General features: G+C 56.6%; 12 protein-coding genes. 6 read left to right on the top strand and 6 right to left on the bottom strand.

Annotated elements, in window-relative coordinates:
* Positions 1 to 116: 116 nt before the first annotated feature.
* The 5 genes from ACFPPD_RS14325 to ACFPPD_RS14305 form a co-directional block, all read right to left on the bottom strand.
* A complete protein-coding gene (locus ACFPPD_RS14325; protein ID WP_209751824.1) occupies positions 117 to 407 on the bottom strand; it encodes an Fpa/YlaN family protein in 291 nt (96 codons plus the stop codon).
* Positions 408 to 592: 185 nt separating this feature from the next.
* Positions 593 to 832 (bottom strand): HPr family phosphocarrier protein, encoded by a 240-nt coding sequence (locus ACFPPD_RS14320; protein ID WP_209751822.1) that lies wholly within the window; start codon positions 830 to 832, stop codon positions 593 to 595.
* A gap of 84 nt (positions 833 to 916) precedes the next feature.
* Positions 917 to 2,032: an aminopeptidase gene (locus ACFPPD_RS14315; protein ID WP_209751820.1), complete on the bottom strand. Its 1,116-nt coding sequence runs from the start codon at positions 2,030 to 2,032 to the stop codon at positions 917 to 919.
* 47 nt (positions 2,033 to 2,079) lie between these two features.
* Positions 2,080 to 2,841, bottom strand: coding sequence for a hypothetical protein (locus ACFPPD_RS14310; RefSeq protein ID WP_209751818.1), 762 nt, complete (start codon positions 2,839 to 2,841; stop codon positions 2,080 to 2,082).
* A gap of 107 nt (positions 2,842 to 2,948) precedes the next feature.
* Positions 2,949 to 4,925 carry a sensor domain-containing diguanylate cyclase gene (locus ACFPPD_RS14305; RefSeq protein WP_209751817.1) on the bottom strand — a complete coding sequence of 659 codons (1,977 nt, stop codon included), beginning with the start codon at positions 4,923 to 4,925 and terminating at the stop codon, positions 2,949 to 2,951.
* Positions 4,926 to 5,303: 378 nt separating this feature from the next.
* Here ACFPPD_RS14305 and rpsD point away from each other — a divergent pair, with 378 nt between their 5' ends.
* The 4 genes from rpsD to ACFPPD_RS14285 all read left to right on the top strand — a co-directional run bounded on the left by rpsD (position 5,304) and on the right by ACFPPD_RS14285 (position 10,107).
* Positions 5,304 to 5,903, top strand: a complete 600-nt coding sequence (gene rpsD, locus ACFPPD_RS14300; protein ID WP_209751808.1) for a 30S ribosomal protein S4 — start codon at positions 5,304 to 5,306, stop codon at positions 5,901 to 5,903.
* Positions 5,904 to 6,042: 139 nt separating this feature from the next.
* Positions 6,043 to 6,267: a DUF1450 domain-containing protein gene (locus ACFPPD_RS14295; RefSeq protein WP_209751799.1), complete on the top strand. Its 225-nt coding sequence runs from the start codon at positions 6,043 to 6,045 to the stop codon at positions 6,265 to 6,267.
* A 67-nt stretch (positions 6,268 to 6,334) separates the two neighbouring features.
* A complete protein-coding gene (locus ACFPPD_RS14290; protein ID WP_378082525.1) occupies positions 6,335 to 6,838 on the top strand; it encodes a ferritin in 504 nt (167 codons plus the stop codon).
* 161 nt (positions 6,839 to 6,999) lie between these two features.
* Positions 7,000 to 10,107, top strand: a complete 3,108-nt coding sequence (locus ACFPPD_RS14285; protein WP_209751795.1) for a transglycosylase domain-containing protein — start codon at positions 7,000 to 7,002, stop codon at positions 10,105 to 10,107.
* A 99-nt stretch (positions 10,108 to 10,206) separates the two neighbouring features.
* Here ACFPPD_RS14285 and acsA read toward each other — a convergent pair whose 3' ends face one another.
* On the bottom strand, positions 10,207 to 11,931 hold the full coding sequence (acsA, locus tag ACFPPD_RS14280; RefSeq protein ID WP_209751793.1) for an acetate--CoA ligase: 1,725 nt from the start codon (positions 11,929 to 11,931) through the stop codon (positions 10,207 to 10,209).
* A gap of 274 nt (positions 11,932 to 12,205) precedes the next feature.
* On the opposite strand from acsA, the gene ACFPPD_RS14275 reads away from it, so the two are divergent.
* Positions 12,206 to 12,838, top strand: a complete 633-nt coding sequence (locus ACFPPD_RS14275) for a GNAT family N-acetyltransferase (RefSeq protein ID WP_209751791.1) — start codon at positions 12,206 to 12,208, stop codon at positions 12,836 to 12,838.
* A 58-nt stretch (positions 12,839 to 12,896) separates the two neighbouring features.
* Complete coding sequence (locus ACFPPD_RS14270; RefSeq protein WP_209751789.1) at positions 12,897 to 14,090, top strand: acetoin utilization protein AcuC; 1,194 nt, start codon at positions 12,897 to 12,899, stop codon at positions 14,088 to 14,090.
* The last annotated feature ends 127 nt before the right edge of the window (positions 14,091 to 14,217 follow it).

Raw genomic sequence — 14,217 nt, 5'->3', positions numbered from 1 at the left:
GCACCAAAAAAAACAAACGGCACAGGGCTTTTTCCCATGCCGTTTCGGACTCCATTTTTATTCCCGGTCTTGTCTTTGAGCTTAACTTAATGACATTGCCCCTAGGGGTGCTATTGCTATTCGGCCTTGCGCTCCAACGCCTCGTATAATATCGCCAGATTCCGTTCCAGCTGGCTTATCAGCAATTTGCCCGCGCCTTCTTCGACTAGCCCTGTGCGCACCGCGAAATCGACCGCTCTCGAGAAGCCGTACATCTGGGTATCCAGAACTTCTTCATACAGCGGGCATTTCCGGGTCGTCAGGTTCTCCATCTGGATGGCGATCAACTTTTCGATTTTATCGGCATCTTCCTGAAGCAGACGCAGTGCCTTCTCGTTCAGATCGACGATTGTATCCGATGCTGCCATTCCCACTCCCCCTGTGCCCAAACTCCCACATTCAAGCTATCATATCTATATTAGACGATATTGGACGGAAGTACAAGGACGCGCTGTCCCTTACGACAATACTTTTATGCGATCCGCGCAAACAAAAGACGTCCCTCCGGCTCGGAGGGACGTCTCGTTCGTGACTGGGTCTTTCGGCGGAACGTTTAGTCGACGACTTTAACGTTCAGGCCGTGTTTCGAGAATACGGCGCCGAGCTCTTGCTTCGCTTCTTCGGCGTCCGGACCATGTACGTGCAGCTCATACGCATGGTTGCCGATAAGCGTCGTGAACAGGCCGAGGATGCTTTTGACGTCGATGTACTTGTTCTCCGCTTGAAGGACGATCGAGGAACGGAACTTGTTAGCCGTTTGGGACAATTCTACAATGGCAGCGTTATTAGACATAGTATCCCCTCCTAGAAAAGTAACGATACAATCTCTTTCACATCATACCTTGTTCCCCTAAATTCACGCAAGAGGGAGAAAGGATTATTTCAGTGATTCCGGATTAAGCCCTTCGAGTTCCGGAATGACGAACAGGCCGTCCTTGCGAATGAGAACGTCGTCGAAGAACACTTCGCCGCCGCCGTATTCCGGACGTTGAATGAGGACGAGATCCCAGTGGATCGAAGAACGGTTGCCGTTGTCGGTCACGTCGTATGCTTGCCCCGGCGTGAAATGCAGGCTTCCGGCGATCTTCTCGTCGAATAGGGTGTCTTTCATCGGGTGCAAAATGAACGGGTTGAAGCCGAGGCTGAACTCCCCGATATAACGCGCTCCTTCGTCGCTGTCGAGCAGCGCGTTGATGCGGTCCGTATCGTTGGCCGTCGCTTTGACGATTTGGCCGTTCTCGAACGTGAAAGTCACGTTCTCGTAAGTAAAGCCGTTATAGACGCTCGGCGTGTTGTAGGCGATCGTGCCGTTAACCGAGTCGCGTACCGGGCAGGAATAGACTTCGCCGTCCGGGATGTTGCGTTCGCCGGAGCACTTCTGCGCGCCGATTCCTTTGATCGAGAACGTCAGATCGGTTCCCGGTGAGACGATGCGGACTTTGTCCGTGCGCGCCATCAACTCGCGAAGCGGATTCATCGCACGATCCATCTTCGCGTAATCCAGGTTGCACACGTCGAAATAGAAGTCCTCGAACGCTTCCGTGCTCATGTTGGCCAACTGCGCCATCGAGTCGTTCGGGTAGCGGAGAATGACCCACTTCGTCTTCTTGACCCGTTGCTCCATATGTACCGGGTGGCGGTGGATGCGGTCGTATAGCTTCATTTTATCGGAAGGCACGTCCGCCAATTGGTTGGCGTTGCCGCCCGCGCGGATGCCGATATAGCCTTGCATTCTTTTCATCCGTTCCAAGTCGTAAGCCGCCCATGTCGACATTTGTTCTTCCGTCGCGTACTTCAGCAGCGTGCGCGTGACCGAACGGTCTTCGATCTCCACGAACGGGTTGCCTCCCAGTCGGGACACTTCTTCGATCAGGCATTTGACGAGCTCGAGCTCGGAGCCGATCATTTCGATCAGCACGTTGTCTCCCGGTTGAACTTTAACGGAATAGCCGGCCAGGTTGGCGGCCAACTTTTGCAATCTCGGATCCCGCATTTTCTTCTCTCCTCTTTGACGTCAACGAGACGTCGTCTTTCTTGCTGTCATGACCCCTTTATTGTATCACCATCGGCATCGTTATGAAAATTCGTTTCCGAGCTCCGTTTCTCGTTAAGCGACCGTCCTTCCCATTCGTAGCTGAGCTGAGACTCCTCCTTTAATTGAGAAGGGAACCAGTTCTTCGGATCGGCCGTCCAATAACAGACGGTTCGTACTTTCAGCGACTTGATGGCCGCTTCCATCCGCGCTTCCGCTTCGCTTAGTATCGCCGCGGCTTTGCCAACGCCAGTTTCTTTCGAGCCGGTCGCGTAAGTCGAGCGAAGCATCGCGAGCTGCTGCCTCAGTTCTTCCGCCACGCGTCGCTTGGCGACCTCGTCGTCCAACCGGACGACAAGCTTGACGGGCTTCGACTGCGTCGGTTTCTCGGCGTAGGCCGCTGTTGCGTCGTCGCCTTTTAACGCCTCCAGCAACTGCAGCGGGCGGTAGGTTTCGTACGAGGCCGAATCCCCCGTTTCCATCGCGGACAATTCCGAAGGCTTCCACTGAAGCTTCAGATTGCCGTGACCGGTCACTTGACCTTCGAACGCCGAACGGCTGCCGACCTCTCCTCCCGCGTCGTACAAGCTCAGCTCGCCCGCGAACGCGTAGTTCTCGCTTCCCGCAAGCGCGGAAGCGGACAGGGCGAGCGCGTCCTTAGCGGGAATCGACCGCGAGCCTGCCATGCAGCCCTGCAGGCCGAACGTCAAAACGGCCGTCGCCAGCCAGATCGCGGCGCGCCGCGCCGGCGCGAATATCGCAACAGGCATTCTTAAGCCCTCCTTTTGCTTCGTATCGTCTCCCCTTTCGGCGACGATATGCATGAGGTAACACAAAAAGCCGCCGGAAATCCGGCGGCTCCTATTCGATCGCCGGACTATCCGACGACGATGCAATTCCTGCCTTGGTGCTTCGCTTCGTACAATGCCATGTCGGCTTTGTAGAACAACGATTCGACGCTCACCTTGTCGTCGGCGAGACGCCATTCGGATATGCCGCACGAAACGGTCACCTGCGGATTCGTCTCAAATTCTACGCGTTGCCTGATGCGCTCGGCCACTCTCTCCGTCTGTTCCAAGCCGAGCAGCGGCAAGTAGATCGCGAGCTCTTCCCCGCCCCAACGGGCGGCGATGTCGCTGTCGCGGATCGACGTTCGAATGATCTCGCTCACATGGATGAGGATGTTATCCCCGACTTGGTGTCCGTACGTATCGTTGATTCGCTTGAAATGGTCGATGTCGACGACGATGAGCGAGCCCGACGAATCCCGCAATTGCTTGCGACCGATCCTCTCGTTCAAGTAATGGCGGGCATACAAGCCGGTCAAGTTGTCGGTGATGACCATCCGCCGGACGGCGGCGTGCAGCGTCGCGTTGGACATCGCGAGTCCCAAATGCGCAGAAAGCACTTGAAGCAGCTTGTAGTTGTCGTACGAGAAATGGTTCGCTTCCCGCTTCGTAATCATGACCGCGCCGATCACTTCCCCGTTCAGCAGCAAGGGAGAAGCAAGGAGCGACCTAGAATGCGTGACGTCCATCAGCTGCGAAGCGACCGGCGTCGCGGAGCAATAGTCGGATAGGATGATCGGTTCCTTCGTCGACCACATGACGCCGCAGAATCCGTAATCCTTCGAATACGTTTCTCCGATCATTTCCGCCACGTTGGCGGACATGACGACGAATTGCTGGGCGATCGCATCGAGTTGCAGGATGCAGCAGAAATCGGAATGAAAAATGTGAAGGAGCTCGGCCGAAGCGAATTGCATCGTGTCCGATAATTTCAAGCTGCTGTTGAGCCTCTGGGTCAGTTCGTTGATCAGGCGCAGCTCGCCGACGAGAACGTTCGCCTGTTCGTGCATCTTGGCCTTCTCGAAAGCCGCTCCGGCCGAACCGGCCAGCATCGACAGGAAGTTGATGTCGGCTTCGTCGAATTCGTTGACGGGCAAGTCCAGCCGCAATACGCCGTACACGCCCTGCTTACCGGACAGAGGCAACGCGAGACGATGGCGCCCGCCGGATTGCTCTTCGCGGATTTTGCCTTCCAAGAACGCCGTCTTGCACAGATCCATGTCCTGAAGATGGAACGCCAGCGGTTTCACTTTCTCGTTCGGGCTATTGTAATCCTGGGAAAGGTACAAGTCGGCTTTGCAAATCGGATACAGCTGCTCGAGGCTATCGAGCACTTCCGACAGCACGTGCTCGACGTCGATATGGGCGTTCAACCGCCTCATAACGTCGAACAGGATATCCCGACGGCTCTCTTCTTTCTTGGACAGCTTGCGTTCCCTGAGCATGCCCCCGACGAACAAATTCTCGAAGTGGCGGTAGATCCCGCTCCGGATATGCAAGGCGGCCGATTGCAGCAGCTTCAGGTCGCCCGCGTTGGCTGTGCCGGCGGGAAGAAGGCAAGCGACGACCGCGCACGGTATGCCGGTCGAACGGGTAAAGATCGGAACGGCGATCGAATCGAACGCCTTCAGCTTCGGATGGTGGTGCTCTTCCGCTCTCATGAGCGTAGGGCGGCACGTATCGAGCGAGACGCTTGCGGCCGTCGGGCCTGCGTCGCGATCGTTCCACTGGACGAACAGCTTCTCCGCGGATTCTTCGAGCCCTTCGGCGGGAATGAGCGTGCCGTCCGGGTGAAGCAGGGCGATAGGTCCGCCTAACCACGGGAAACCGTCCACTTCTTCGAGCCAATCCGAGAAGCAGCCCGATAACATCGCGTGTATATAAGGCAAATCGGCTTCGGACAAGTCTTGCTTCTGCAGCCACATAGGCAGTTGCTGACGGGTGCGGGATGGATTCGTGTAATCCTCTTGCGCGTCTAACTGCTGCGTCTTTCTCTTCATAACCATGCCCGACACCTCCGTCCCCGATGTCATCCTCTTTCTCTTAACTATACAATGAAACAGTGAATTTTGCACTAGGTTCATAGAAGTCTATAGTCCTATGCCCCAACTTGTGGAAAGCCGACAAATCTCTAAACCCGGGACGCGTTCCGTATTGGAAAATTGGATTTTCGGAACGTCTTTCTTGACATTTGCACTCAGTTTCTTATAATATAACTTGTTGAATACTGGGCAAAGCTATTGTGACACCCTCTCGGACGAACCGCCAACGGGCTGCGGCTGAACATCCTGTTGGAACCGACACGGTCGGTTATGGCGAAATCCGCGCAAAGGTACCCATTTTTCAAAAACCATATTTCTTTTGAAAAAGGAGCTTTCTCACTCATGGCAAGATATACAGGTCCTAAATTCAAATTGAGCCGTCGTCTCGGCATTTCGCTTGGCGGCTCGGGCAAAGAACTGAAACGCGCATTCCCTCCCGGACAACACGGCGCTAACCAACGCCGCAAAATCAGCGGATACGGCATGCAATTGCAAGAAAAACAAAAACTTCGCCACATGTACGGCTTGAACGAGAAGCAATTCCGCAACCTGTTCGACCGCGCGTCGAAACAACAAGGTATCGCGGGCGACAACTTCCTGTTCCTGCTCGAAAGCCGCCTGGACAACCTCGTGTACCGTCTCGGCTGGGCGAACTCCCGCTACGGCTCCCGTCAACTCGTATCCCACGGGCACGTAACCGTAAACGGCAAAAAAGTCGACATCGCTTCTTACACCGTCCAACCGGGCGACGTCATCGGTCTTCGCGAGCGTTCCCGTTCCATGAAATCGATCAAAGAAGCTTCCGAAGCGCGTCACCACGTGCCAGGATACCTCGACTACAACGCAACGGCATTGGAAGGCAAGTACGTTCGTCTTCCGGACCGCGGCGAATTGACGCAAGACATCGACGTTAAACAAATCGTCGAGTTCTACAGCCGTTAATCGCAAGTTTCCGAAAACCGCCACCGCATTCGCGAAGGCGGTTTTTTTTCGCGTTCGCGCCTCATACTCATTGACAATGATAATGAGAATTACTATCATTTAATTGAGAACGCATCTCAGCGCAAAGGCAGGCCGGACGATGAAAAAAATCAAGTATTGCTGCAGAAACTTCAAACACGGTTCGAAGACGGTGTACAAAACGTTAAAAACCGAATTCCCCGATATGAAGCAGAAGAAAAAGGACTGCTTGGGCGAATGCAAGCTCTGCACGAAGCAATGCATGGTATTGATCGGCAAAGCCGAAGTCGTCGTCGCCCCTACCCCGGAAGCGCTGTACGAGAAATTGAAGAGCAGAATAGGATGACTCGCCGCTTTATGGTACAATTTAGGCAGACACCTACCTTGTACAATAAAGGAGCGAGAAACCGATGATCAACGAAACGTTAAGCAAAACCTTGAACGACCAACTCAACTACGAACTCTTTTCCGCGCACGTGTACTTGGCGATCGCAGGCTATTGCTCCGGCGAAAGCTTAGACGGATTCGCCAACTTCTTCACGGTGCAAGCCGAAGAAGAGAAGTTCCACGCGATGAAAATCTACAAGTACATGAACGATCGCAATCTGCGTGTTACGCTTTCCGGTATGGATACGCCGCAGAACGACTATGCATCCATTCTCGACGCTTTCGAGCATGCCTACGAGCACGAGCAGGAAGTCACCCGCAGAATATACCATCTGTCCGACTTGGCGCTTAACGACCGCGAGCACGCGACGATCCAGTTCCTGAAATGGTTCATCGACGAGCAAGTCGAAGAGGAAGCGATGTTCGACAACATCATCAGCAAGCTGAAACGCATCGACAAGGACAGCAACGCCTTCTATATGATGGACGCCGAATTCGCGCAACGCACGTTCACGCCGCCGGCGCAATAACGTAAAGTCCGGACGACCTAAGACGGCCGGCCTAGCCCTCGCGGGCCAGGCCGGCTTTTTTTGCGTTTTCGCGTCGCCTCGATCCCGTCCGACCGGCGAAGGAGGTCAAACGGTGGTTAAATGTGCTATAATAGTTCTGTTTGTTGAAGGAGGCTCTCTACATGAACAATGCGAAGCACCCCCCTTCCGAGGCGAACTCTCGAGGCGCGGGCTTCATAACGGCAGGGAAAATCGCGGGATTTACCGTGCTGTGGCTCATTTTATTCGGCTTGCTGGCAGGTCTTGTCGGCGCCGGCGCGGTTACCGGATTCATCGCGTCGCTCGTTCATGACGACCCCGTCCGCCCGCGAAGCGTCATCGAACAGAAGATCGCGGAGAACGCGATTACCGGATTCGTTTATTTTAACGACAATACCCCGATCGGACAGCTGCGCTCGGAGGAGGATAGGCGGCCGGTCACTTACGATCAGATTCCTCCCCTTATCGTCGATGCCGTCACTTCGATCGAGGACAAAAACTTTTTCAGCCATTACGGCGTCGACACGAACGGCTTGCTGCGCGCCGTCAAGCAGCAGCTGCTGAACGAAAACGTGCAAACGGGCGGAAGCACGATTACGCAACAGGTCGCGCGGCGCGTCTTCCTGAGTCTCGACCAGACGTCCAGCCGGAAAGCGAAGGAAATTTTCCTGTCGCTGCGGCTTGAGAGATACTTGAGCAAAGAAGAAATCATTACCGCTTATTTAAACAAAATCCCATACGGCAACGGCTCCAACGGCTATCAGGTATACGGCATCAAAGCGGCGTCCAAAGGCATCTTCGGCATCGACAAGCTGTCCGACCTGAATATTGCCCAAGCGGCTTATCTCGCCGGCGTACCGCAGCTCCCTTCGCTCTACTCCGCTTTCAACGGCAAAGGCGAGTTCAACGAGAAAAACTTCAAACGAGCCGTGCTGCGGCAGAAGCTCGTGCTCAGCCGGATGCTCGAGGAAAAGAAAATCACGCAATCGCAGTACGAAGAAGCGTTCGCGTTCGATTTGTACGCTTCCCTCGCCAAGCCGACCGAGAAGGCGTATAACACGTACCCTTACCTGATGCTCGAGGTCGAGCGCCAAGCGGCGGAAATTCTCGTCCTGCAGTCCAACCCGGACTTGACCGCCGCGGACTTGAAGAAAAAAGAAAACGCCGGCTTGATCGAAGATGCGCGGGATCAATTGCTCCGAAGCGGTTACAAGATCAGAACGACGATCGACAAAAAAGTGTACAACCTGATGCATACGATCGCGGAGGATCCTAAAAATTTCGCTCCCGACCATCCGGTCAAGGGCGTCGAGCAAGTCGCGTCCCTCATGATGGACCAGAAAACCGGAGCCATTCTCGGCATGATCGAAGGCCGCGATTTCCACATCGAGCAGATGAACTTCGCGACCCAGATGACCCGTCAGCCCGGTTCTGCGATGAAGCCGATCGGCGCGTATTTGCCGGCCATCGAGAAAGGGCTTATTCAGCCCGCGAGCGTCATCGACGATTCGCCGATTATTTTGAAAAACGGCGGAGGCGGCTACCATATCCCGAAAAACTCCAATAACCAGTATAAGGGACTCGTAACCGCGCGCACCGCGCTAAACAACTCTTACAACATTCCGGCGCTGAAAATTTTCCTGAACAAGCTTACGATCCCGGAGGCGTGGTCCTTCGCCCGTTCCCTCGGCATCACGACGCTCGTGAAGGAAGACGACGGCGCGCAGACGGGCGTCATCGGCGGACTCAAGTACGGCGTCTCCGTCGAGGAGCTCACGAACGCTTACTCCGCGATCGCGAACAAAGGCATCTTCAACGACGCTTACATGATCGAGCAAATTACCGATTCGACCGGCAATATCGTGTACAAGCACCAAGCCGCTCCGAAACGCGTCGTCTCGGAGCAGTCCGCCTACTTGATGACCGACATGCTGAAGACGGTCGTCACGAACGGCACCGCGAAGTCGCTCATGTCCCAGTTCAAAAACTACGGCAAAATTCCGATCGTAGGCAAAACGGGCACGACGCAAAACTACGGCGACGTCTGGTTCGAAGGCTATACGCCGGACATCACGCTCGGCGTATGGGTCGGGTACGAGAAGGTCATCCATACGCTCTCGTCGGACAGCCACGGACGCGCCCGCCTCATCTGGTCGAAGATCATGAACGAGGTGACGGAAGCGAAGCCCGGGTTGTTCCCGACGAAGTCGTTCGACAAGCCGAAAGGCATCGTCTCGATGACCGTGTCCAGCGTCAGCGGCAAGCTGCCGACGGAATTGACGAAGGAAGCCGGCAAGCTCGTCACCGATATTTTTAACCGTAAAGACATTCCGACCGAAGAAGACGACGCGCTCGTCAAGGTCAAGTACATTTCCTACAACGGCGTTAACTACGTGCCTCAGCCGGATACGCCGGAGGACCTGCTACGCGAATCCGTCATGGTCGTCAGGGAAACGCCGCTCGACACGCTGATCGAAGAAATCCAGGCAAAGCTCGGGCATGTCGCGGCCAACGCGCGCAAAGCCATCTCTTATTACTTGCCGAAGGACGCGGCGGAAAGCGCTCCGTCCAAAGTCGATCCGCGGGTCGAAGACGGAGCCGCGCCGAGTTCGCCGACGCACGTCGTCGTCGAAAGCATGAACGGCGTCGCCCGAATTACGTTCACCCCGTCCCCTCAAGCGGACGTCGCCGGTTACAGACTGTACCGTTCGATTAACGGGGGCGCTTACGAGAAGGTCGAAGCGTCGGTATTCGCGGGAGACGAAGCGAAGTTCGCCAATTTCGTCAGCGGCGGCAATTCGTACAGCTACTACGTGACCGCCGTCGACGTCGGCGGCAACGAATCGCCTCCGAGCGAGAAAATAGCGGCGGACGGCAGCCAAGGCGGCGAAGATCCGGACTTCCCTGGGCTTCCGGGGGATCCGGACGATCCGGGCGATCCGGGCGATCCCGGTCTGCCGGGCGATCCGAATGCCGGAGCCCCTTCCGCTCCTTCCGGATTGACCGTACAAACGACGATTCTCGGCGTCTCGCTCTCTTGGAACGCGAATCAGCCCGGAGAAGGCGTCACCCAATATCAAGTATGGTACAGCACGACCGAGCACGGCAAATTCAAGCTTCTCGGCACGACCGAATCGACCGCGTTCGAGTACGTTTCTCCGATGCCGGCCGGCTGGTACCGCGTCACCGCGGTCGGCCCGAACGGCGAATCTTCTCCTTCCTCTCCGGCGGAAGCCAAGTCCGGCGGGTAACCGGCCGCCGGAAGAGCGTCATCGATCCGCAATAAAAAGCCCTCATCTCCGTCTTGCGACGGGATGAGGGCTTTTGTTATGAGGCCGGAAATCCGGACGTTAATCTTCGATCGTTGACAAGTCGCCCGTCGGCAAGTTCAATTCCCATGCCTTCAGCACCCGTCTCATGATTTTGCCGCTGCGCGTCTTCGGAAGTTTGTCTTTGAACTCGATCTCGCGCGGAGAAGCGTGAGCGGACAGTCCTTCTTTGACGAATTTGGAGATGTCGGCTTTCAATTCATCGGACGGCTCGAAGCCTTCGCGAAGGGAAATGAACGCCTTGATGATCTCGCCGCGAAGCGGATCGGGCTTGCCGATGACGCCCGCCTCGGCGACGGCCGGATGCTCGACGAGCTTGCTCTCGACTTCGAACGGACCGACGCGCTCGCCCGAAGTATTGATGACGTCGTCGATGCGCCCTTGGAACCAGAAGTAACCTTCGTCGTCCCGATAAGCGGAATCGCCGGAGACGTACCATCCCGGGATGTGAAAGTACTCCGCGTACTTCGCGGGATTGTTCCAGATCTTGCGCATCATCGACGGCCATGGCGTCTTGACCGCGAGGTTACCCATCCGAAACGGCGGAAGCTCGTTGCCTTGATCGTCGATGATCGCCGCTTCGATGCCCGGAACCGGCTTGCCCATGGACCCCGGTTTGATCGGCATACTCGGGTAGTTGCAGATGAGCTGGCCGCCCGTCTCCGTCATCCACCACGTATCGTGGATGCGTTGGCCGTATACTTTCATTCCCCATCTGACGACTTCCGGATTGAGCGGCTCGCCGACGCTCAGCACGTGGCGCAGGCTGGACAGGTCGAACGATTTCACTACGTCGTCTCCCGCCCCCATCAGCATGCGGAACGCGGTCGGAGCGCTGTACCAGACGGTCACTTTATATTTTTGCAGCGTCGAGTACCAATCTTGCGGGCTGAACCGTCCTCCGCGTACGACGTTCGTGACGCCGTTCAGCCAAGGAGCGAATACGCCGTAAGACGTTCCCGTTACCCAACCCGGATCGGCCGTGCACCAGTAGACGTCGTCTTCCCGAAGGTCGAGTACGACGCGACCTGTATGGTAATGCTGCAGCATCGCGTTCTGGACGTGGAATACGCCTTTCGGCTTGCCCGTGGAGCCGGAAGTATAATGGAGGATCAAGCCGTCCTCGCGCTCCAAAGATTCGATTTCGGTTTCGTCGGAAGCCGCTTCCATCGCCGCACGGAAATCGACGATGCCGCCCCCTTCCTCGACGGAATCGCCGAAGACGATGACGTGCTTCAGCTCGGGCAGTTCGGCACGCGGCACGCGCGAAAGAAGCGCGGGCGTCGTGATAATCGCCACGGCTCCGCTATCTTGCAGACGGTCTCTGACCGCGGTTTCCATGAACGCTTCGAATAACGGACCGACGACGGCCCCGACTTTCAGGGAGCCGAATAATCCGAAGTACAACTCCGGCGTCCGCGGCATGAAAATGAATACGCGATCGCCCTTGCCTACGCCCAGTCCGCGCAGCACGTTGGCGAAGCGGTTGGATTGCTTGGACATTTCGGCAAAGGTGTAGCTTTGTTCTCTCTGGGTGTCGCTGTAGTGCAGCGCGGTTTTGTCTCCGCGCCCGTTCTCCACGTGGCGGTCGATCGCCTCGTAAGCCATGTTGACCTTGCCGGTCGAAGCCCACGAAAAACGGCTTTCGACATCTGCCCAGTTAAAGCCGTTAACCGCCTCTTCGTACGATGCCATGTTGGACACCGTAGCCGTGACGGCTACTCTCTCGTCCGATTGAAATGTCACTATCCATCACCTTCCCATTGAAATGCGGGCATCCGAGACCGGAATCGAATCCGAATTCGATTGCGCTTACATGATCTCGAGGAGACCGTCTCCTCTGCAACAGCCATTATAACATAGCGAATACGGTATCCGCATAGAGGGAAAGGACAAATTTCTCCACTCAAAGGACAAATTCTATTTGGACGATTTCTTCTCGTTGATACGGGCTTTTTTGGTGGTATAATGTACTTCATATCTTCGAATGCATCGACCTATCAAAAGGGGGAACCCCGCCATGCAGCATCGCAAACAGTTCATCCGGCGCGACATCGAACGCGACGGATGGCGGGTTACCGTAGAAGGCCCCGTTCCCCCGGAAGAGCTTGACCGCATGACGCTTCATCCGAGCTTGGACGCTTTCCGCAGGCCGAAGGATCAGCACGAGGCGCTCGTCGAGATCGCCGGACTTCCCGAAGGGCGCATTATCGCCGCGATAGAAGGCGACGTCGTCGTCGGCTACGTCACGTTCCATTATCCCGACGAAATGGAGCGTTGGTCCGAAGGCGGCATGGACGACCTGATCGAGCTCGGCGCGATCGAAGTGGCCGACGACTACCGCGGTCTCGGCCTCGGCAAAGCGTTGATCGTAACTGCCTTCGAGGAATGCCAACTGGACGACGCGATCGTCTTCACGACAGAATATTACTGGCATTGGGACTTGGAAACGAGCGGATTAAACGTCTGGGAATACCGCGCGATGATGGAGAAGCTCATGAAGTCCGTCGGCATGGAATGGTTCGCGACGGACGATCCCGAAATTTGCGCCCATCCGGCCAACTGCCTGATGGTCCGAATTGGCAAGGACGTTCCCCTCTCTTCGGTCGAACAGTTCGACCGCGTCAGGTTCAGGCAACGATTCATGTACTAGCGACCCGGCGGAATCGGAAATCGTTAAAGGGTATGACGAAAGGCAGGCGACATCCACCGTGGACTCCAGAACGCTATGGATCCAGACGGAGCAATCCGGCCGTTATTTATTTTCCGACGAGCATCCGTTCCACCCGGTACGGCTCGCCCTAACCGAAAATTTACTGAAGCATGGCGGCGCGCTCGACCCTTCCGCCGGAGAGAATCCGGCTCCCTTCGCGGAAGCCGAAGCGATCGTCGAGAGCATCCATCGGGCGGATTACGTCGCGACGGTACGTTCGTTAAGCGCGGGGTCGCCCGAGCCTTCGGCGATCGCGGCCGCCGAGCGATACGGACTCGAATCCGGCGGAGATACGCCCTATTTTCCCGGCATGCACGAAGCTTCCGTCGCCGTCGCCGCGGGATCGATCGCCGCCGCGGTAGCGGTCATGTCCGGCAAGGCCGAACGGGCGCTACACTTGGCCGGCGGGCTTCACCACGCGTTCCCGGACCGCGCGTCCGGCTTCTGCGTTTACAACGACGCGGCCGCCGCGATATCGGCGCTCCGGGATCGCTTTCAAGCCCGGGTGCTTTACGTCGATACCGACGTCCATCACGGAGACGGCGTGCAATGGTTTTTCTATACCGATCCGAACGTGTTTACGCTGTCGATTCACGAGACGGGCAAGTTTTTGTTTCCCGGAAGCGGTTTCACCCACGAGCGCGGCGATTCTTCCGGCTACGGCGCTTGCCTGAACTTGGCGATGGAGCCTTATACCGAGGACGACTCCTGGCTGGATTGTTTCGCCGAGGCGGTCGAGCGCGCGGCGCTCGCGTTCAAGCCGGACATTATCGTCAGCCAACACGGCTGCGACGCCCATGCGTTCGATCCGCTCGCGCACATCCATTGCAGCATGAGAATCTATCGCGAGATGCCGCGTATGCTGCGCTCTCTCGCCGACCGTCACGCCGGCGGCAAATGGGTCGCGCTCGGAGGCGGCGGATACGATCACTGGAGAGTCGTGCCGCGGGCATGGAGCTTGCTCTGGCTCGAAATGACGGGTCATCCGTTGCTCGCGTCGATCGACGGCGCGCCGGATGGCGGTCCGCTCCCTGCCGGCTGGCCGGACGCGGCGACGATGCTGAAACCCGACGGACCGTTGCCGACCACTTGGCTGGACGACGTCGCCGCATGGACGCCGATGCCAAGGCGGGCGGAAATCTCCGAGAAAAACAAAAAAATGCTGGAGCTCGCGCTTCAGCACATCGGGTAACGGCCGTGACCGAAACGAAATCATCCATGGTAGAGTAGAGAACTGAAATTTCATTGGAGGGCGGAAGCCCTCCTTTTACTTTCCCAGCTCCCCCTTCATCAAACCGGACGTGAGGTTTTCCCTCATC

This window comes from Cohnella suwonensis, from assembly GCF_042655365.1.
GTDB lineage: Bacteria > Bacillota > Bacilli > Paenibacillales > Paenibacillaceae > Cohnella > Cohnella suwonensis.
Note: the sequence above shows the minus strand (reverse complement) of the source record. Positions and strands in the feature narration are given on the sequence as shown.

Bases quoted from the DNA above. Each gene is read 5' to 3' on its own strand.
- ACFPPD_RS14325 (WP_209751824.1), bottom strand. From the start codon at position 407: ATGGCAGCATCGGATACAATCGTCGATCTGAACGAGAAGGCACTGCGT.
- ACFPPD_RS14320 (WP_209751822.1), bottom strand. From the start codon at position 832: ATGTCTAATAACGCTGCCATTGTAGAATTGTCCCAAACGGCTAACAAG.
- ACFPPD_RS14315 (WP_209751820.1), bottom strand. From the start codon at position 2,032: ATGCGGGATCCGAGATTGCAAAAGTTGGCCGCCAACCTGGCCGGCTAT.
- ACFPPD_RS14310 (WP_209751818.1), bottom strand. From the start codon at position 2,841: ATGCCTGTTGCGATATTCGCGCCGGCGCGGCGCGCCGCGATCTGGCTG.
- ACFPPD_RS14305 (WP_209751817.1), bottom strand. From the start codon at position 4,925: ATGGTTATGAAGAGAAAGACGCAGCAGTTAGACGCGCAAGAGGATTAC.
- rpsD (WP_209751808.1), top strand. From the start codon at position 5,304: ATGGCAAGATATACAGGTCCTAAATTCAAATTGAGCCGTCGTCTCGGC.
- ACFPPD_RS14295 (WP_209751799.1), top strand. From the start codon at position 6,043: ATGAAAAAAATCAAGTATTGCTGCAGAAACTTCAAACACGGTTCGAAG.
- ACFPPD_RS14285 (WP_209751795.1), top strand. From the start codon at position 7,000: ATGAACAATGCGAAGCACCCCCCTTCCGAGGCGAACTCTCGAGGCGCG.
- ACFPPD_RS14275 (WP_209751791.1), top strand. From the start codon at position 12,206: ATGCAGCATCGCAAACAGTTCATCCGGCGCGACATCGAACGCGACGGA.